At 73.0% G+C, this 16,831-nt stretch carries 15 protein-coding genes; 9 read left to right on the plus strand and 6 right to left on the minus strand.

Annotation, left to right across the window (positions count from 1 at the left end; genetic code table 11):
* The first annotated feature begins 225 nt into the window (after positions 1 to 225).
* From QIS99_RS09325 to QIS99_RS09345, 5 genes are all read left to right on the plus strand, one after another.
* Entirely contained in the window at positions 226 to 1,455 is a 1,230-nt protein-coding gene (locus QIS99_RS09325; protein ID WP_282512271.1) for a sensor histidine kinase, read from the plus strand.
* The gene (locus QIS99_RS09330) at positions 1,452 to 2,171 is read left to right on the plus strand and encodes a response regulator (protein WP_282512273.1); all 720 of its coding nucleotides are present in this window, start codon (positions 1,452 to 1,454) and stop codon (positions 2,169 to 2,171) included. The genes QIS99_RS09325 and QIS99_RS09330 overlap by 4 nt, the downstream gene beginning before the upstream one ends.
* A 125-nt stretch (positions 2,172 to 2,296) precedes the next feature.
* Positions 2,297 to 3,604, plus strand: coding sequence for a cytochrome ubiquinol oxidase subunit I (locus QIS99_RS09335; protein WP_282512275.1), 1,308 nt, complete (start codon positions 2,297 to 2,299; stop codon positions 3,602 to 3,604).
* Positions 3,605 to 3,612: 8 nt separating this feature from the next.
* On the plus strand, positions 3,613 to 4,407 hold the full coding sequence (locus QIS99_RS09340) for a cytochrome d ubiquinol oxidase subunit II (protein ID WP_282512276.1): 795 nt from the start codon (positions 3,613 to 3,615) through the stop codon (positions 4,405 to 4,407).
* A gap of 60 nt (positions 4,408 to 4,467) precedes the next feature.
* Entirely contained in the window at positions 4,468 to 4,707 is a 240-nt protein-coding gene (locus QIS99_RS09345) for a DUF5957 family protein (RefSeq protein ID WP_282512278.1), read from the plus strand.
* A 32-nt stretch (positions 4,708 to 4,739) separates the two neighbouring features.
* Here QIS99_RS09345 and QIS99_RS09350 read toward each other — a convergent pair whose 3' ends face one another.
* Together QIS99_RS09350 and QIS99_RS09355 are read right to left on the minus strand one after the other, a co-directional pair.
* Positions 4,740 to 5,906 (minus strand): AI-2E family transporter, encoded by a 1,167-nt coding sequence (locus QIS99_RS09350; RefSeq protein WP_349017286.1) that lies wholly within the window; start codon positions 5,904 to 5,906, stop codon positions 4,740 to 4,742.
* A 317-nt stretch (positions 5,907 to 6,223) separates the two neighbouring features.
* Positions 6,224 to 6,442: a DUF3046 domain-containing protein gene (locus QIS99_RS09355; protein WP_282512282.1), complete on the minus strand. Its 219-nt coding sequence runs from the start codon at positions 6,440 to 6,442 to the stop codon at positions 6,224 to 6,226.
* Positions 6,443 to 6,522: 80 nt separating this feature from the next.
* Here QIS99_RS09355 and QIS99_RS09360 point away from each other — a divergent pair, with 80 nt between their 5' ends.
* The gene (locus tag QIS99_RS09360) at positions 6,523 to 7,491 is read left to right on the plus strand and encodes a hypothetical protein (protein ID WP_282512286.1); all 969 of its coding nucleotides are present in this window, start codon (positions 6,523 to 6,525) and stop codon (positions 7,489 to 7,491) included.
* A 94-nt stretch (positions 7,492 to 7,585) separates the two neighbouring features.
* On the opposite strand, the gene QIS99_RS09365 is transcribed toward QIS99_RS09360, so the two are convergent.
* The 3 genes from QIS99_RS09365 to QIS99_RS09375 are packed head-to-tail and all read right to left on the minus strand — an operon-like array spanning position 7,586 to position 9,623.
* Positions 7,586 to 7,891, minus strand: a complete 306-nt coding sequence (locus tag QIS99_RS09365) for an AzlD domain-containing protein (protein ID WP_282512288.1) — start codon at positions 7,889 to 7,891, stop codon at positions 7,586 to 7,588.
* Positions 7,888 to 8,634 (minus strand): AzlC family ABC transporter permease, encoded by a 747-nt coding sequence (locus QIS99_RS09370; RefSeq protein ID WP_408909514.1) that lies wholly within the window; start codon positions 8,632 to 8,634, stop codon positions 7,888 to 7,890. The genes QIS99_RS09365 and QIS99_RS09370 overlap by 4 nt, the downstream gene beginning before the upstream one ends.
* A gap of 29 nt (positions 8,635 to 8,663) precedes the next feature.
* Entirely contained in the window at positions 8,664 to 9,623 is a 960-nt protein-coding gene (locus tag QIS99_RS09375; protein WP_282512290.1) for an AraC family transcriptional regulator, read from the minus strand.
* A 149-nt stretch (positions 9,624 to 9,772) separates the two neighbouring features.
* Here QIS99_RS09375 and QIS99_RS09380 point away from each other — a divergent pair, with 149 nt between their 5' ends.
* The 3 genes from QIS99_RS09380 (at position 9,773) to QIS99_RS09390 (ending at position 16,495) form a co-directional block, all read left to right on the plus strand.
* Positions 9,773 to 14,431 carry an ATP-dependent helicase gene (locus tag QIS99_RS09380; RefSeq protein WP_282512292.1) on the plus strand — a complete coding sequence of 1,553 codons (4,659 nt, stop codon included), beginning with the start codon at positions 9,773 to 9,775 and terminating at the stop codon, positions 14,429 to 14,431.
* Between the two features lie 268 nt (positions 14,432 to 14,699).
* Positions 14,700 to 15,539 carry an Fpg/Nei family DNA glycosylase gene (locus QIS99_RS09385; protein ID WP_282512294.1) on the plus strand — a complete coding sequence of 280 codons (840 nt, stop codon included), beginning with the start codon at positions 14,700 to 14,702 and terminating at the stop codon, positions 15,537 to 15,539.
* A gap of 86 nt (positions 15,540 to 15,625) precedes the next feature.
* Complete coding sequence (locus QIS99_RS09390; protein ID WP_282512297.1) at positions 15,626 to 16,495, plus strand: SDR family NAD(P)-dependent oxidoreductase; 870 nt, start codon at positions 15,626 to 15,628, stop codon at positions 16,493 to 16,495.
* Here QIS99_RS09390 and QIS99_RS09395 read toward each other — a convergent pair.
* Entirely contained in the window at positions 16,443 to 16,811 is a 369-nt protein-coding gene (locus tag QIS99_RS09395; RefSeq protein WP_282512299.1) for a hypothetical protein, read from the minus strand. The genes QIS99_RS09390 and QIS99_RS09395 overlap by 53 nt on opposite strands.
* Positions 16,812 to 16,831 lie beyond the last annotated feature (20 nt).

A 16,831-nucleotide genomic window follows, 5' to 3' on the forward strand; every position in this document is an offset into this window, starting at 1 on the left:
GGACGCCCCGGAGGTGCTGTTCCGGCGCACCGTGAGCCGGATACTGCCGGGACTGCTGGGCACCGGCCGACCGAAGCGCCCCTCGCCGCGAAGGGCCCCATCGCCCCGAAGGGACCCCTCGACCCGAAGGGACCCCTCGACCCGAAAGCGCCCCTTAAGGGGCTCGTTCAGGGGCCCGGCGTCTGAACGGGTCCCGGCTGCGCGAGCCGGAATATTCTTCCGGACATGGCACTCTCCCCGACCGGCCCGCCCGGACAGCGACTCTCCGCGCGTGCCAAGGATCTCGTGGTGACGCTGGCCGTCACGGCTGTCGTCATGGGCGGCACGGTCTGGGGGATGCGGAACGTGACCGAGAGCCTCTGGCAGGCCGTGACCGGCTGGTCGCTGCTCTCGGTCGCCTGCGGCGCGCTGTACTTCCGCCGTCATCGGCCGATCGGCGTCGCCCTGGTCACGCTGCTCGCGTGTGCCGTGTACTACCCGGTGAGCGCGAACGACGGCCCCGTGATGCTGGCGTTCGTCATCGCCCTCTACACGGCCGCCGTGGACGGCCGCTTCGCCGCGGCCGCGGCCCTGGGCGTCGTGGCGATGCTGCTCGTGGTGTACGGCGAGGTGTTGCAGGAGCCGGGTCAGCGCAAGGTCGACGACATGTCGATCATGATGCTGGCGGGCTGGCTGCTCAGCCTGCTCGTGCTCGCTCGCGCACAACGCACGCGTGCCGCCTATTTGGCCGAGGTGCGCGGACGTGCCCTGGCCGCCGAGCGGGAGCAGGAGGCCCGGGCCCAGCAGAGCGCGACCGAGGAGCGGCTGCGGATCGCGCGTGAAGTCCACGACGTACTGGGGCACAGCATTTCGCTGATCAACGTGCAGTCCAGCGCTGCCCTGCACCGGCTCTCCAAGCGTCAGCCCGGGCCCGCGGACGACGACACGCCCGCCGCCGATCTCGCGACCGCCCAGGAGGCGCTGGAGGCGGTCAAGACCACGAGCAAGGACGCGCTGGGCGAGCTCCGTGCCACCCTCGGGATGCTCCGCCAGGCCGACGAGAGCGCCCCCACGGCCCCCACAGCCGGCCTGGAGCAGCTGCCCGGCCTTCTGGCGGGGGCGCGTAGCACGGGGCTCGACGTCCGCACGGAGACGGTGGGCACGCCCTGCCCGCTGCCGCCGCCGCTCGATCTGGCGGCGTACCGGATCGTGCAGGAGTCGCTCACCAACGTGACCCGGCACGCGCGCGCGGGCCGCGCGACGGTCACCCTCACGTACTCCGCCGAGGACCTGCGGCTGCGCATCGACGACGACGGCAAGGGCTCGCCGGACGAGTCGGCGCGGGGCAGCGGAATCCGCGGAATGGCCGAGCGTGCCAAGGCGTTCGGCGGCGAACTGACCGCATGCAACACGGCGGACGGCTTCCGGGTGAGTGCCCGGCTGCCGCTGCGGCCGCCGTTCGAGGGGGAGCTGTGAAAGCCACACAAGGACCGACGGAATCCGGCTCCGGAACGGAGGGCGGGAAGACGGTCCGTGTCGTCCTCGCCGACGACCAGACTCTTGTAAGAGCCGGTTTTCGTTCCATCCTGGAGGACGAGGACGACATCGAGGTGGTCGGCGAGGCCGCGGACGGCGAGCAGGCGCTCGACCTGGCCCGCCGGCTGCTGCCCGACGTGGTTCTGATGGACATCCGGATGCCGGGCGTCGACGGCCTGGAGGCCACCCGCCGCATCACCGGGGACACGTCCCTGGACGGCGTGCGCGTCGTGATCCTCACGACGTTCGACGTGGACGACTACGTGTACGGAGCGCTGCGCGCGGGCGCCTCCGGGATCCTGGTCAAGGACACCGAGCCGATGGAGTTGCTGCACGGCGTGCGGGTCGTGGCGCGCGGTGACGCGCTGCTGGCGCCCGCCGTGACGCGTCGCCTCATCGCCGAGTTCGCGGGCCGCACCAGGCAGCCCGACCCGAGCCCCCGCCTGAACGCGCTGACGGAGCGCGAGCGGGAGGTGATGGGCCTGGTCGGCGCCGGGCTGTCCAACGACGAGATCGCCCGGCGCCTGGTCCTCTCGCCCGCCACGGCCAAGACGCACGTGAGCCGGATCATGACCAAGCTGGACGTGCGCGACCGGGCCCAACTGGTCATCCTCGCCTACGAGTCCGGGATGATCACCCCGGGCTGGCTGGCCTGACCCGCCACCGCGCGTGCCCGCAACTCCTGGGGTACGCCGACGCCCGCACCCACAACTGAGGGTGTACGCCCACTGTCCACCGGAGGCCGACGCCTGCACCGGAGCCGTACGCGGACGCTGTCGGGGTGGACCCATCCCTGACCTTTGCGGGCGCCCCGCCGGCCCCGGAGACCCTCGACCTGGCGCGGCTGCAGTTCGCCCTCACCGCGGGCGGCCACTTCCTGTTCGTGGCCCTCACGCTCGGCCTCGCGACCCTGGTGGCCTGTCTGCAGACCCGGGCGACGCTGAGCGGCACCGTGCTGCACGCGCGCATGGTGCGGTTCTGGGGGCAGCTGTACGTCATCAACTACGCGGTCGGGATCGTCACCGGCATCGTCATGGAGTTTCAGTTCGGGCTGAGCTGGAGCGGGCTCACGCACTACGCAGGGGACGTTTTCGGTGCCTCCATGGCGCTGGAGACGGTGGTCGCCTTCTTTGTGGAGTCGACTTTCCTCGGCCTGTGGATCTTCGGCTGGCACCGGTTCAACCGCTGGGTGCACCTGACGCTGATCTGGGTCGTCACCCTCACCGCGTACGCCTCCGCGTACTGGATCCTCGTCGCGAACGGCTTCCTCAACAACCCCGTGGGGCACCGGGAGTCGGGCGGCAGGCTGGTCTTCGGGGACGCGGCGGCGGTGTTCACCAACCCGAGCACGCTGCTGGCGTTCGGGCACATCGTGGCGGGTGCGCTGCTCACCGCGGGGTTCTTCATGGCAGGGGTGAGCGCGTACCACCTGTTCAAGCGCTCCCCGGAGTGGGAGTTCTTCGGGCGGAGCCTGCGCGTCGGGGTGTTCGTGTCGCTGCCGGCCCTCTTTGTTGCGGCTGCTTTCGGCGGGGTTCAGTTCGCCGTGATGCAGCCCATGAAGGAGGCGGTTTTCAGCGCCAAGGCGGCCGAAGTGGCCCGGCTTCAGGCCGAGATGGCGGCTCGTTTCGGGCCCGGTGACTACGTCCCTTCGGAAGCGTTGACGCGCGGTGCCGGAATTCTGATGCTGCTCGCCTTCGCGCTGATGATGTACCTGTGCATCGGTGGTTTCGTGCTCGCCTGCTTCAAGAGGACCGTTTTCCGCTTCCGCCTCTGGCACGTGGTGCTCATGGCGGCGGTTCCGCTGCCGTACGTGGCGATGATCAGCGGCTGGGTGTTCCGTGAGGCGGGGCGTCAGCCCTGGGTCGTGTACGGCCTGTTGCGGACCGAGGACGCGGTGTCCTCGGTGTCGCCCGGGGCGATGCGCACCTCGTTGATCGTGTTCACCTCTCTGTTCGCGCTGCTCGCCGCCGTCAATGTGTGGCTGCTCGTGCGGCACGCGCGCGTGGGGCCCGTCGACCGCGGGCTCGGGCACGACGAGCGGGCCGCCGAACGGGACCCTGCCGACTCTCTCGCCGCCGCGAGTTACTGAGGAGCGCCATGGACGCCTCGACCCTCGAAACGCTCGCTGTCGGCCTGCTGGCGCTCTTCACGGCCGGCTGGTTCGTGCTCGGCGGCGCCGACATCGGCACCGGCATGATCGCGCCCTACCTGGGGCGCGGTGACGCCGAACGGCGCCTGGTACTGACGTCGTTCGCCCCGTTCTTCCTCGGCAACGAGGTGTGGCTGGTCGCCGCCGCGGGCCTGCTCATCGGCTGCTTCCCCGACCTGGAGGGCGAGTTGCTGAGCGGCCAGTTCGCCGTGGTGGTGCCGCTGCTCGCGGGCTGGGTGGTGCGCGACGCGGGGCTGTGGCTGCGCGGTCGTACGGGCGGCTCCCGGTGGCGTGCCGGGTGCGACGCGGCAGTGGTGTGCGGGAGCTGGACCGTCGCCCTGGCCTGGGGCTGGCTGCTCGCCGCGCTCTTCACCGGCTCCGTGGGCGCTCCGGCGGGCGGTCCGGTGGCGGTGCTCACGGCGCTCGCCGTCGCCGCGCTGTTCGCAGCCCACGGTCTCGGCTTCGCCGCCCTGCGCCTGACCGGAGATCCGTACGCACGCGCGCGCGTGCTGGTGGGACGCGGCGGACGGCCCTGGCAGACGTTCGCCCTGACCGGCTTCCTGATGGCCGCGCTTCCGGTGGCGGCGGGCCTCGGGCTGCCGCTCAGGGAGTCGGCCGCGGACGGCACCACGCTCGCGTTCCTCGTCCCCGCCCTGCTCGTCGTGACGCCGTTGCTGCTGGCCGTGCAGGCGTGGATGTGGCGCACGTTCCGGCACCGCGTGACCAGGCCCTCGTACATCTGAGCGCTCGCATCCGCCGTCGTACTGCGGAATCCCGTCAACCCCCGATCCCTTGGAGCTCCCGTGAAATACGCACTAGGCGTCCTCGGAGGCCTCTTCGGCGGCTTCTTCGCCGGTGAGCTGGTGGCTGTCGTCATCGGAGCCGCGGCCCATCTCGTCTTCGACGCGGACCTGCCGTTCGCCCTCAAGCTGATGCCGCTCTACCTGGCCGTGGCGGGCGCGATCGGCACTCCGCTGGTGCTGTCCCGCCGTGCGGGCGCCTCTCGGCCCGGCCGGGCGCCGGGCTCCCCTTACGGGGAGTGACGCGGCACGACGCGGTCTGCGGGCGGCACGGCTCAGGTGTCCCGGTCCGGTGGCTCAGCCGTGCGCTGGTGCGGCGGCGGGGGAGCGTCGCTGCGCGTGCTCAGGGCCTGTCTCAGGCGGACGAGCGGCGGGCCGACGTCGCGCTTGCGGTGGCCGTGCACGCGCGGGTCGTCCGTCACGTCGTACCGCTTCACATAGGCGCCGAGGAACGCCTGGAGCGTGGCCACCGCCGGGATGGCGATCAGGGCGCCGACCGCGCCCAGGAGGGCCGTGCCCACGATGACCGAGCCGAAGGCGACAGCCGGGTGGATGTCGACGGTCTTGGCGGTCAGCTTGGGCTGCAGCATGTAGTTCTCGAACTGCTGGTAGACCACCACGAAGATCAGCACCCACAGCGCGTACCAGGGGTCGACCGTGAACGCGATCAGCATCGGCAGTGCGCCCGCCAGATAGGTGCCGATCGTGGGCAGGAACTGCGAGACCAGACCGACCCACACCGCGAGCGCGGGCGCGTACGAGACGTCGAGCGCCGCCAGCAGGATGTAGTGGGCGATGCCGGAGATCAGGGCCATCAGACCGCGCGAGTACAGATAGCCGCCCGTCTTGTCGACGGCGATCTCCCAGGCGCGCAGCACCTCGGCCTGCTTGGCGGGCGGCAGCACGGAGCACAGCGCACGGCGCAGGCGCGGCCCGTCCGCCGCGAAGTAGAACGAGAAGAGCAGGATCGTCAGGAGCTGGAAGAGCCCGCCCAGGACCTGCGCCGACACGTCCAGGACGCCCGTCGCACTGTTCTGCACGTACTTCTGCAGCCAGTCCGAGTGCACCAGGCTGTCCTGCAGCTCGACCCGGGACAGCTCCGTGTGGAACGTGGTGTTGATCCAGCTGATCACCGAGTCGAGGTACTGCGGGAAGTCCTCGACCATGTCCACGATCTGGCCGGCGAGCATCGAGCCCAGCATGGCGACGAAGCCCGCCCCGGCGAAGATCACGCCGAGGAACACCAGCGCGGTGGCCAGGCCACGGCGCATTCCGTGGTGCGCCATCCTGCTCACCGCGGGCTCCACGGCGAGCGCGAGGAAGAACGCGATCAGGATGTTGATCAACAGGCCGGTCAGCTGGTGGAAGGCCCAGCTGCCCAGCTGGAAACAGGCGAACAGCGCCAGCGCGAGCACCATGGCGCGCGGGAGCCAGCGGGGCATGCGCTGTCCCGGCCACGCCGCGGCGGGCCCGTCCGGGGGCGTCGTCGAGGGCGGGCCGCTTTCCTGCGCGACGGTCTCACTGGATGCTTTGCTGGCTGCCACGGGGACCAGTCTCGCGTACGCCACTGACAATCCGGCGGCCGTCCCGGCGTGACGCACCTCATCCGGGCGCGGCCGCCCGTCGAGGCGCGTCTCGCGGCTTGCCCAAGGCGCCTTTCGTGGCTCACCCAGACCTCTGCCGGGGCCCGCCCAGGCGTCTGGCGTGGCTCACTCAGGCCTCTGGCGTGGCTCGCTCAGGCGTCTGCCAGCGGCCCGCGTCAGCGCTTGTCGTCCGGCAGGGTGCCCCGTCTGTCGGCCGGGAGGCCCATGGCGCCGCACACCGCGCGCCAGACGTCCTTCGTCTCCCAGCCGGCGTCCAGCGCCTGGTGCACCGTCCGCCCGCCGAGCTCGGACATCACATGATCGCGCGCGAACGAATCGGCGTACGAAGCACCGAAGTGCTCCTCCATCCGCTGCCAGAAGACCGTCAACCGCATGAACCCAGTATCCCGCCCCTGAGAGTGGGCCGTGGCCGGAGCGGCTGCCGGGCGCCGTCTGCCGCCCTACGGTTCGGAGCATGGCTGAATCCGTAGCATCCGGTACGCCCGAGGCGGCCGCGCGGCTGCCGCGTCCCACGGCCGCTCGGCCCTGTCGGCTCGCCCGTGCCGAGCGCTTCGTGTGGCTCACCGCGCGTGTGCTCGAACAGCGCAGGTTCGCCCACCACTTCCTCGGCGCTTCCGCCGATGCCGTCGAGGAGGCGCTCGCCGCGTACCGCACCCAGGACGGCGGATACGGGCACGCTCTTGAGCCCGATCTGCGGGGCCCGGTGAGCCAGCCGCTGCACACCGCGCACGCGCTGCGCGTGCTCGACTCGATCGGGCGCTGCGGCGGGCAGCGCGTGGAGCGGGTGTGCCGCCACCTCTCGGAGCTGTCGACGCCGGACGGAGCGCTGCCCGCGATCCATCCCAGCCAGCGCGGCTACCCCGTCGCGCCGTTCGTGCCGGTCGTGGACGACCCGCCCAGCGACCTGCTCGCCACCGGCCCCGTGGTGGGCCTGCTGCACCGCAACCAGGTGTGGCACGCCTGGCTGTTCCGCGCCACGGACTACTGCTGGCAGGCCGTGGAGTCGCTCACCACGTCCCACCCGTACGAGATCCAGGCCGCGGTGGCCTTCCTCGACGGGGCGCCGGACCGCTCCCGTGCCCGGGCCGCCGCGGACCGTCTCGGCCGGCTGGTGAGGGAGCAGCGGCTCGTCGTGCTGGATCCCCGGCGGCGGGACACGTACCCGGTGGCGCCGGGCTACGCGCCGGGCGAGCACCACTTCCCGCACGACTACGCGCGCGTGCCGGAGTCCTTGGCCCGTTCCTGGTTCACGGACGAGGAGCTGGCGCGGTCCCTGGACCACCTGGAGGGCGAACAGCAGGACGACGGCGGCTGGCCGGTCAACTGGCCTCTGTGGGCTCCCGGTTCGGCACTTGAGTGGCGTCCGGTCGTGACGATCGACGCCTTGCGCACACTGCGTGCGTACGGCCGCAAGCCGGGCTGACGGCCAAGGGGCGCCCCTTCGGGGTGCGTCAGGTCCGCCAGCGCGTGGAATCGGGAACCACGCGTGTGTGGTCCCCGATTCGACGCGCACCGCTTCAGCCGAGCGCGCGCACCCCCGCGGTGACGGCCACGGCGGCCGTGATGATCACCAGGAACGGCGCCCGCAGCAGGAAGGCCACGCCCGCCGCAGCGAGGCCGGCCGCCTTGGCGTCGAGGACGAGGTGCTGCCCCTCCGCGAAGGTCTGCTGCGCCGTGAGGGCCGCCAGGAGCGCCACGGGCAGCAGCGCGGCGAGGCGCTGGACGAGCGGCCGCTCAAGGACTCCGGCGGGCACCAGCAGGCCGAGCAGCTTGACGGCGTAGCAGCCGGCGGCGGTCAGGGCGATGGCGAGCCAGATGTTCAACGGTCTTTCCTCTCACGGGCACGGATCTTGCGGCCCTCCACGAAGAGCACGAGCGGCGCGGCGAGCGCGGCCACCAGGACGGGCACGCCCGCGGGCAGCACCGGGAGCAGCGCGAGGCCGAGGACGACGGCGAGAAGCGCCACCGCGCGTTCCGTCGTCGTACGCAGCATCGGTGCGAGCAGCGCGAGGAACGTGGCGGGTGCCGCCGCGTCCAGGCCCCACGCGTCGGTGTCACCAACGGCTGAGGCGCCGAGACCGCCGAGCAGGGTGGTGACGTTCCACAGCACATAGAGGGCGAGTCCCGTGACGGTGAAACCGATGCGGCGGGCGCGCCTCGTGGGCTGGGCGAGCGTCACGGCGGTGGTCTCGTCGATCACCCAGTGCGCGGCGAGCGGCTGCACAAGGCGCGGGAGTTGCAGGAGCTGTGAAAGCCGCAACCCGTAGAACGCGTTGCGCACCCCGAGGAAGAAGGCCCCCGCCGCGGCCGTCACCGGATTGCCGCCGCCGGCCAGGGCTCCGACGAGCGCGAACTGGGAGGCGCCGGTGAAGACCAGGAGGCTCAGGGCGCAGGTCTGCAGGAGGCTGAGGCCGTTGCCGACGGAGGTCACGCCGAAGGCGAAGCCGGAGAGGCCGACGGCCACGCCCACGCCGAGCGCGTCCCGGACGACCGCGGAGTCGGCCTTTTCGGCGCCCTGCGCGGACGGCACGCCCCGGTCGTGGACGGGATCGTCTTCGGCGCGTATAGCTGCGGATGCTGTCTGTTCTGCCACGCCTAGGAACGTACGGTGAACGGCTCCGCCCGGTCTTGTACGTTCTTGCGCGCTGCGCGGCGGGGTGCGGCCGCGTACCGGGGCTCGGGTGCGCCCCCGCGTTCCCGGGGTTGCTCACGGCGCGCGTGTTCCGTGCTTTCCCCGCGCTCGCGCTGGTACGCCCCCGGCGGCACGCCGACGATGCGCGTGAAGTGCCGGTTCAGGTGCGGCTGGTCGGTGAAGCCCACAGCGGCAGCCGCGTCGGCGGGAGCGGTGCCGATGTCGAGGAGCGTGCGGGCCCTTCGCACGCGCGCGTTGGTGAGCCAGCTGTGCGGCGGCATCCCGTACTCCCGCTTGAAGGCGCGCAGGAGCGCGAACGGGCTGGTGCCGAGTTCCGCGGCGAGCTCCTCCAGGGAGGGCGGCGCCGCCATGCGGGTCTCAAGCACGTCACGCGCCCGTACGGCGTCGCGGCAGCCCGCGGAGCGCGGCGTGCGGGCGGGCAGCGAGCCGCCGTACCGGCTCAGCAGCCTGGCCACCAGGATCCGCAGCACGCTGTCGGCCGCGAGTGCGTTGCCCTCCTCCGCGGCCCGGTGCACCTCCCTGATCATCCGCGCGCCCTGCGGATCGGTCACGTCGACCTCGGCGAAGCCGACAGTGCCGCGCAGGGCGGACGTCTCGGCGGCGATCTCGGCGACGACCTCGGCAGCGGGGTACAGCGTGTGGTAGGCCCAGCCCTCGGGGACCCCGGCGTGCGCCGAGTGCGGCACCTCGGGGTTGATCATCACGAGGCTGCCGGGGGCCGCGTGCACGGTGCGGTCGGGCAGCACGACGTCCTCGACGCCGCCGCTGACCGCCCCGAAGACATACCCCTCGTGGCTGTGCCGCGGGAAGGAATGCCGGACGTACCGGGCGCGGAGCAGGTCGATGCCCGGCAGCTGTTCGTGCTGCCAGTACCGCGCCCACTCGTCCTCGCCCTTGCCCACACCGGCATTCTCGCAAAGCGGCGGCGAGCCCTCGACGCGCCGCTTCACGGCCCCTCCGACGGCCGCGCCACCGGGCGGGCAGGCCACCCGCCGGCCCTCGTTTGCCCAGGTCGGGGCGATTGTCAGTGGGGCGGTGCACGATGGGGACCATGGCACGGACAGCGCTCGACTCGTTCTCACCCGCGACCCGCAGCTGGTTCACGGGAGCCTTCTCCGCGCCCACATCCGCCCAGGAGGGCGCATGGCGGGCGACCGGCGAGGGCTCGGACGTGCTGGTCGTCGCGCCCACCGGCTCCGGCAAGACCCTGGCCGCGTTCCTGTCCGCGCTCGACGGCCTCGCGAGCACGCCGCCGCCCGCCGACCCGAAACAGCGCTGCCGCGTCCTGTACGTATCACCGCTCAAGGCCCTCGCGGTGGACGTGGAGCGCAACCTCCGCTCGCCCCTGACCGGCATCCGGCAGGAGTCGGTGCGCCTCGGCCTGCCCGAGCCCGAGGTGAAGGTCGGCATCCGCTCGGGTGACACCCCGGCCGCCGAGCGCCGCTCCCTCGCCACGAAGCCGCCGGACATCCTCATCACCACGCCCGAGTCGCTGTTCCTGATGCTGACGTCGTCCACCCGCGAGGCCCTGGCCGGCGTCGAGACGGTGATCCTGGACGAGGTGCACGCGGTGGCGGGCACCAAGCGCGGCGCGCACCTGGCGCTGTCCCTGGAGCGGCTGGACGAGCTGCTGCCGCGCCCTGCCCGCCGTATCGGCCTGTCCGCGACGGTGCGCCCCGTGGACGAGATCGCGCGCTATCTGTCGCCGCAGCGCCGGGTGGAGATCGTGCAGCCGCCGTCGGGCAAGGAGTTCGACCTGTCGGTAGTCGTGCCCGTCGAGGATCTGGCCGAGTTGGGCGGCTCCCCGGCGAGCGACGCCGACGACGCACAGGGGGAGCGCCCCTCGATCTGGCCGCATGTGGAGGAGCGCATCGCGGACCTGGTGCAGGCGCACCGCTCGACGATCGTGTTCGCCAACTCCCGCCGCCTGGCGGAGCGCCTGTGCAACCGCCTCAATGAGATCGCGTACGAGCGGGCGACCGGCGAGCCCCTGCCCGAGGACCACTCGCCCGCCGAGCTGATGGCCGAGTCCGGTGCGGCCAAGGGTGCACCGCCGGTCCTCGCGCGCGCCCACCACGGTTCGGTCTCCAAGGAGCAGCGCGCCCTCGTCGAGGAGGACCTCAAGGCGGGCCGGCTCCCCGCCGTGGTCGCCACGTCGAGCCTGGAGCTGGGCATCGACATGGGCGCGGTCGACCTGGTCGTGCAGGTCGAGTCGCCGCCCTCGGTCGCCTCGGGGCTGCAGCGGGTGGGCCGCGCCGGCCACCAGGTGGGGGCGGTCTCCACGGGCGTGGTCTTCCCGAAGTACCGGGGCGATCTCGTGCAGTCCGCGGTCGTCACCGAGCGGATGCGGTCCGGCGCCATCGAGTCGCTGCGGGTCCCGGCCAATCCGCTGGACGTGCTGGCCCAACAGCTCGTCGCCATGGTCGCGTTGGACACCTGGCAGGTGGACGACCTGCTGGCGGTCGTGCGCCGCGCGGCGCCGTTCGCGGCCCTGCCGGAGTCGGCGTTCACGGCCGTCCTGGACATGCTCGCCGGGCGCTATCCCTCGGACGCGTTCGCCGAGCTTCGCCCGCGCGTGGTGTGGGACCGGGTGGCGGGCACGGTCACGGGCCGCCCGGGAGCGCAGCGTCTGGCCGTCACTTCTGGGGGCACGATTCCGGACCGCGGCCTGTTCGGAGTGTTCCTCGCGGGTTCCGACCCGAAGAAGGGCGGCGGGCGCGTCGGCGAGCTGGACGAGGAGATGGTGTACGAGTCCCGCGTCGGGGACGTCTTCACCCTCGGCACCAGCTCCTGGCGCATCGAGGACATCACCCGGGACCGCGTCCTGGTCTCCCCCGCCCCCGGAGTCCCCGGCCGACTGCCGTTCTGGAAGGGCGACCAACTGGGCCGTCCGCTCGAACTGGGCCGTGCGCTGGGCGCGTTCCTGCGCGAGATCGGCGGCCTGAGCGAGGCGGACGCCCACCACCGCCTCGCCGCGGCGGGCCTCGACCGGTGGGCCGCCGAGAACGTCCTGTCGTACCTCGACGAGCAGCGCAAGGCCTGCGGCCACGTGCCCGACGACCGCACGATCGTGGTGGAGCGCTTCCGCGACGAGCTGGGCGACTGGCGGATCGTCGTCCACTCCCCCTTCGGCGCCCAGGTGCACGCCCCGTGGGCGCTCGCCCTCGGCGCCAAGCTCAGCGAACGCTTCGGCATGGACGCCCAGGCGATGCACGCCGACGACGGCCTGGTCCTGCGCCTGCCCGACGCCGGCCTGATGGGCCTCGACCTGCTCGATCAGGACCCGGCCAAACCCGGCCTTGAGTACGACGACGAGCAGGCGCCGGTGGGCGCGGCGGACGTCGCCTTCGACAAGGGCGAGATCGACCGGGTCGTCACGGACCAGGTGGGCGGCTCCGCCCTGTTCGCCTCCCGGTTCCGCGAATGCGCGGCCCGCGCGCTGCTGCTGCCGCGCCGCAACCCCGGCAAGCGCACTCCGCTGTGGCAGCAGCGCCAGCGCGCCGCCCAGCTTCTGGAGGTCGCGAGCGAGTTCGGCTCCTTCCCGATCGTCCTCGAAGCGGTCCGCGAATGCCTCCAGGACGTCTTCGACGTACCGGGCCTGGTCGAGCTGATGGGCGACATCGACTCCCGCCGCGTCCGCCTGGTCGAGGTCACCACGCCGGAGCCGTCCCCGTTCGCCCGCTCCCTGCTGTTCGGGTACGTGGCGCAGTTCCTGTACGAGGGCGACTCCCCGCTCGCCGAGCGCCGCGCGGCCGCCCTGTCCCTGGACTCCCGGCTGCTGGCCGAACTGCTGGGCCAGGCGGAGCTGCGCGAACTGCTCGACGCGGACGTCCTGACCGAGCTGGAGCGCGAGCTGCAGTGGCTCACCGACGACCGCCGCGTCAAGGACGCCGAAGGCGTCGCCGACCTGCTGCGCGTCCTCGGCCCGCTCACCGGCGCGGAGTTGGCGCTGCGCGGCGCCGAACCGCACTGGGCCGAGGAGCTGGCCGGGGCCCGCCGCGCCATCCGGGTCCGTATCGCGGGCGCCGACCACTGGGCGGCGATCGAGGACGCCGGCCGGCTGCGCGACGCGCTCGGCACGGCCCTGCCGGTCGGCGTACCGGAGGCGTTCACCGAACCGGTCAAGGACCCCCTGGGCGACCTCCTCGCGCGGTACGCGCGCACGCACGGCCCGTTCACCTCTGCCACGGCAGCCGCCCGCTTCGGCCTCGGCACCGCCGTCACGGACGGCGCGCTGCACCGGCTCGCGGCCAACGGCCGGGTCGTACAAGGCGAGTTCCACCCGGCCGGGATCGGTCAGGAGTGGTGCGACGCCACGGTGCTGCGCCGGCTCCGCCGCCGCTCCCTCGCCGCACTCCGGCACGAACTGGAACCGGTGCCGCCGGCCGCGCTCGCCGGTTTCCTCCCCCAGTGGCAGCACGTGGGCAACCACGGCCTGCGGGGCATCGACGGCCTGGTGCGCGCCATCGAGCAACTGCAGGGCGCGTCCGTGCCCGCGTCCGCGCTGGAGAAACTGATCCTTCCGTCCCGCGTGCGCGACTACACCCCGGCGCTGCTCGACGAACTCACCACCACCGGCGAGGTGCTGTGGGCCGGCGCGGGCGCCCTGCCCGGCAAGGACGGCTGGGTCTCCCTCTACCTCGCCGACACCGCGCCCCTGCTGCTCCCCGAGCCCCACCCTCTGGAGATCACGGCCCTGCAGGAGTCCGTCCTGACCGCACTCTCGGGCGGGTACGGACTGTTCTTCCGTCAGATCGCCGACCAGGTCCGCGCCACCACCCACCCGGAGGCCACCGACCCGGAACTCGCGGACGCGCTCTGGGAGCTCGCCTGGTCCGGGCGGCTCACCAACGACACCCTCGCCCCCATGCGCGCCCTCCTCGGCTCCGGCCGCACCGCGGGCTCCACGGCCCACCGCGCCAGACGCAACGTCCCGCGCGGGCGGTACGGCTCACTCACGGCCGCCGCGCGCACCGGCGCCCGCCCGGTCTCCCGTACGGGACCGCCCACGGTCGCCGGCCGCTGGTCGCTGCTCCCCGGCCACGAGCCCGACGCGACCCGGCGCGCGCACGCTCTGGCCCGCACCCTCCTGGACCGGCACGGCGTGGTGACGCGCGGCGCGGTGGGCGCCGAGGGCGTGGAGGGCGGCTTCTCGGCGACGTACCGCGTCCTGTCCGCCTTCGAGGACAGCGGGCAGGCGCGCCGCGGGTACGTGGTGGAGGGCCTGGGCGCCGCTCAGTTCGCGATGGACGGCGCGGTGGACCGGCTGCGGGCCGCTGCCAACGCACGCGACCGCGGGGAGGCCCCGGCAGGCGCCGAGCGCGCGGTCGTCCTGGCCGCAGCGGACCCGGCGAACGCCTACGGCGCGGCCCTGCCCTGGCCCGAGCCGCCCACGGGAGCGGGCCACAAACCGGGCCGCAAGGCCGGCTCCCTGGTCGTCCTGGTGGACGGCGAACTCGCCCTGTACATGGAGCGCGGCGGCAAGACCCTGCTCGCCTGGCCGACCGACCCGGACGACCCGACGTCCCCGGACGACACCCGCCTCCACACGGCAGCCGAAGCACTCGCCTCGGCCGCACGCGCGGGCGCACTGGGCACGGTCACCGTGGAGCGGATCAACGGCACGGCGGCGCTCACCTCGCCCCACGGCGCCCTGCTGGAAGGAGCAGGTTTCATCGCCACCCCAAGAGGCCTCCGCCTCCGCGCCTGACGGACAGACCCCACCCACCAGCGCCACCGGCGGCACCACCGCCCCACCGACCCACCGCCCCACCCACCGAATCCACCGAATCCACCGACCCACAGGTCCGCCGACCGCCACACCGCCCCCAACCCGCACCGTCGCCAACGGCCACCGCCACCCCCACCGTCCCCACCGTCCCCAACGGCCACCGCCACCGCCACCGCCACCGCCACCGAAAGGCCGCCCCACCACCAACACACCCGGCAACTCACCCGACCCCCAGGATGATGACCCCATGCCCGAAGGAGACACCGTCCACCAGGCGGCCCGCCGGCTGCACAACGCGCTGGCCGACGACGTCCTCACCCGCTCCGACCTGCGCGTGCCGAAATACGCCACCGCGGACCTCACCGGCCGGGCCGTCCTGGATGTCACCCCGCGAGGCAAGCACCTGCTGACCCGCGTGGAGGGCGGCCTGACCCTGCACACCCACTTGGGCATGGACGGCTCATGGAAGGTGTACGCGCCGGGCGAGCGCTGGCGCGGCGGCCCCGCCCACCAGATCCGCGTGATCCTCGGCACCGCCCGCCACGCGGCCGTCGGGTACCGGCTCCCCGTACTGGAACTGCTGCGCACCGCGGACGAGGACCGCGCCGTCGGCCACCTCGGCCCCGACCTGCTCGGCCCCGACTGGGACCCGGACCAGGCCGTGCGCAACCTCCTCGCGGACCCCGCCCGCCCCCTCGGCGAGGCCCTGCTCGACCAGCGCAACCTCGCGGGCATCGGCAACATCTACAAGTCGGAGCTGTGCTTCCTGGCCCGCGCCACGCCCTGGCTCCCGGTCGGCGAGCTGCCCGAGGACGTGCCCGTACGCCTGGTCGCGGCGGCGAAGCGGATCCTGGAGGCCAACCGCGACCGCCCGGACCGCTCCACGACGGGCCGCCGCGACCAGCGGCTGTACGTGTACGGCCGCGCCCCACGCCCCTGCCTGCGCTGCGGCACCCCGGTGCGCTCGGCGGAACAGGGCGGCGAGGCCGAGAACCGGGGCCGCGTCACGTACTGGTGCCCCAGCTGCCAGCAGGGCCCGGCAGCACCCTCGCGAACTCCGAACACGAGTCACCACCCCACCAATTGACACCCTCAGCCGCCAACTGAACCCCCGCCCCCAGCCATCCCCCCTCATCAATTGACGCCCCGTCAGATAATTCGTACCGTCCGACCATGCCGGCATCCACCTCACATACCGCCCACACCACCCACACCACCCACACCACCCACACCACCCACACCGATCAAAACCCCCGCACCACCCAAACCCCCCACTCCGCCCAAGACCTGACCGCCCGTACCGCGTTCGTCACCGGTGCCGCGAGCGGGATCGGGCGGGCGACCGCCGTGCTGTTCGCCGAAGCAGGCGCCGTAGTGCACTGCGCGGACCGCGACGCCCAAGGGCTGCACGACACGGCGAGCGTCATAGAGAGCGCGGGCGGCACCGCCCGTACGCACACGCTGGACGTCTCAGACCGGGCACAGGTGGAGAACGCGATCCGCGCCGCACAACGGGAGGACGGCCTGGACGCGCTGGCGGCCGTGGCCGGCGTCATGCACAGCAGCCCCGTCCTCGAAACCACCGACGAGGACCTGGACCGCGTCCTGGCGATCAACTTCAAGGGCGTTCTGTACGCCTGCCAGGCCGCGGCCCGGGCGATGATCGGCGCGGGCCGCCCCGGCTCGATCGTCACGATGGCCTCGGGCGCCGTCGACACGGGCGGCCCCGGACTCCTCTGTTACGGAGCCGCGAAGGCCGCGGTCGTCCAGCTGACCAAGACCCTGGCCACCGAGGTCGGGCCGCACGGCATCCGCGTCAACGCGGTCGCGCCGGGCTGGATCCGTACCCCCATGACCGAGCGGCGCAACAACGACGAAGTGCAGGTGCACACCGCGGACTTGATGTCCCGGATGTCGCCGCTCGGCCGGGTCGGGACGCCCGAGGACGTGGCGCACGCGGTGCTGCATCTGGCCTCGGACGCGGCGGCGTTCACGACGGGCCAGATCCTCCGCCCCAACGGCGGCGTCGCCATGCCCTGGTGACCGCACGTGCGCCGGCGCGCCGCAACCGTCCCGCCCCGGCGCGCCAGCGCGCGGCCTCGGCCCGCCAGCGCGCCGCTTCCTGCCGCGCCCGCCGGCGCGCGCTCACCGCGTGCGCGAAGGGCACACAGTGCACCGGCAGCACGCTCAGCCCCCAGCCCCCGGCGAAGACCGCGCCCTCCACGACGCCCGTACGGCCCGGCACGAGCGCGAGCCGCAACGCGGCCCACCACCACGCCGCCCCGAGCACCAGCGCCCCGACCGCGAGGACCACACCCCGCAGCGAGCCCGCTCCCGCTTCCCGCCCGAGCCACGTCATGGCAGCCTCCTCCGGCCGAC

It is taken from the genome of Streptomyces solicavernae, assembly GCF_029968095.1.
In the GTDB taxonomy this organism is placed as follows: Bacteria; Actinomycetota; Actinomycetes; order Streptomycetales; family Streptomycetaceae; genus Streptomyces; species Streptomyces solicavernae.

Bases quoted from the DNA above. Each gene is read 5' to 3' on its own strand.
- QIS99_RS09325 (WP_282512271.1), top strand. From the start codon at position 226: ATGGCACTCTCCCCGACCGGCCCGCCCGGACAGCGACTCTCCGCGCGT.
- QIS99_RS09340 (WP_282512276.1), top strand. From the start codon at position 3,613: ATGGACGCCTCGACCCTCGAAACGCTCGCTGTCGGCCTGCTGGCGCTC.
- QIS99_RS09350 (WP_349017286.1), bottom strand. From the start codon at position 5,906: ATGCCCCGCTGGCTCCCGCGCGCCATGGTGCTCGCGCTGGCGCTGTTC.
- QIS99_RS09355 (WP_282512282.1), bottom strand. From the start codon at position 6,442: ATGCGGTTGACGGTCTTCTGGCAGCGGATGGAGGAGCACTTCGGTGCT.
- QIS99_RS09360 (WP_282512286.1), top strand. From the start codon at position 6,523: ATGGCTGAATCCGTAGCATCCGGTACGCCCGAGGCGGCCGCGCGGCTG.
- QIS99_RS09380 (WP_282512292.1), top strand. From the start codon at position 9,773: ATGGCACGGACAGCGCTCGACTCGTTCTCACCCGCGACCCGCAGCTGG.
- QIS99_RS09385 (WP_282512294.1), top strand. From the start codon at position 14,700: ATGCCCGAAGGAGACACCGTCCACCAGGCGGCCCGCCGGCTGCACAAC.
- QIS99_RS09390 (WP_282512297.1), top strand. From the start codon at position 15,626: ATGCCGGCATCCACCTCACATACCGCCCACACCACCCACACCACCCAC.
- QIS99_RS09395 (WP_282512299.1), bottom strand. From the start codon at position 16,811: ATGACGTGGCTCGGGCGGGAAGCGGGAGCGGGCTCGCTGCGGGGTGTG.